This is a genomic window from Micromonospora maritima (genome assembly GCF_902825405.1).
Classification (GTDB): domain Bacteria; phylum Actinomycetota; class Actinomycetes; order Mycobacteriales; family Micromonosporaceae; genus Micromonospora; species Micromonospora maritima.
The window spans coordinates 1-1,164 of sequence record NZ_CADEAU010000884.1 but is presented as its reverse complement, the minus strand read 5'-3'; the positions used below and the strand labels follow the sequence as shown (position 1 = coordinate 1,164).

The following is a 1,164-nucleotide window of genomic DNA, read 5'->3' as shown; positions in this document are numbered from 1 at the left end:
GCCCCGGGCCGCCGACGCCGGCCCGCGGTACACCCCGGTCGAGCTGGCCCGGCTGCTCCGGCTGCCGGCGCCCACCCGGGAGCAGGCGGCGATCATCGCGGCGCCCGTGGAACCGCTGCTGGTGGTCGCCGGCGCCGGTTCGGGCAAGACCGAGACGATGGCCGCGCGGGTGGTGTGGCTGGTCGCCAACTCCTACGTCCGCCCCGAGCACATCCTCGGGCTGACCTTCACCCGCAAGGCGGCCGGCGAGCTGGCGCACCGGGTGCGGACCCGGCTCGACCAGCTCGTCCGGCGGCTGGGCCGGCAGGGGCGGGACCCGCAGGACGACCCGCTCGCGGGTGAGCCGACCGTCTCCACCTACCACTCGTACGCCGGGCGGATCGTCACCGAGCACGGGCTGCGGGCCGGCTACGAGCCGACCACCCGGCTGCTCACCGAGGCGTCCCGCTGGCAGCTCGTCGACCTGCTGGTCCGCAACTACGACGGCGACATGTCCGAGGTGGACCGGATGCCGTCCACCATCACCGACGCGGTGCTCGCCCTCGCCGGCGAGCTGGACGAGCACCTGGTCGACCCGGACGAGCTGGCGGCCTGGACCGGCCGGTTCTTCGCCGAGGTGCAGTCGCGTCCCGGGCGGGTCTACGCCGACGTGCGTAAGGCGCTTCAGCTCCAGCAGACCCGGCTGAAGCTGCTGCCGCTGGTCCGCGCGTACGCCCGGCGCAAGGACGACTTCGAGGCGATGGACTTCGCCGACCAGCTGGCCCGGGCCGCCCGGGTGGCGCGCGACCACCCGGGTGTCGGCGTGATCGAGCGGGACCGGTTCCGGGTGGTGCTGCTCGACGAGTACCAGGACACCAGCCACGCCCAGGTGGTGCTGCTCAACGCGCTGTTCGGCGGCGGCCACCCGGTGACCGCGGTGGGCGACCCGTGCCAGTCCATCTACGGCTGGCGCGGGGCCAGCGCCGGCACGCTCGACCGGTTCCCCACCGAGTTCGCGCGCGCCGACGGCAGCCCCGCCGACGTGCTCGGTCTGACCACCAGTTGGCGCAACCGACCGGAGATCCTCGCGGTCGCCAACGCGCTCTCGGTGCCGTTGCGGGCGGCCGGCGCGCGGGTGCCCGAGCTGCGCGCCGCGCTCAGCGTCCGTGACCCGGTCCCGCACCG

At 75.2% G+C, this 1,164-nt stretch carries 1 protein-coding gene; it reads left to right on the top strand.

From position 1 onward, the window contains the following. Positions 1 to 1,164 (top strand): ATP-dependent helicase (locus HUW36_RS33250; RefSeq protein ID WP_174531631.1); only part of this gene is annotated, 1,164 nt, incomplete at both ends.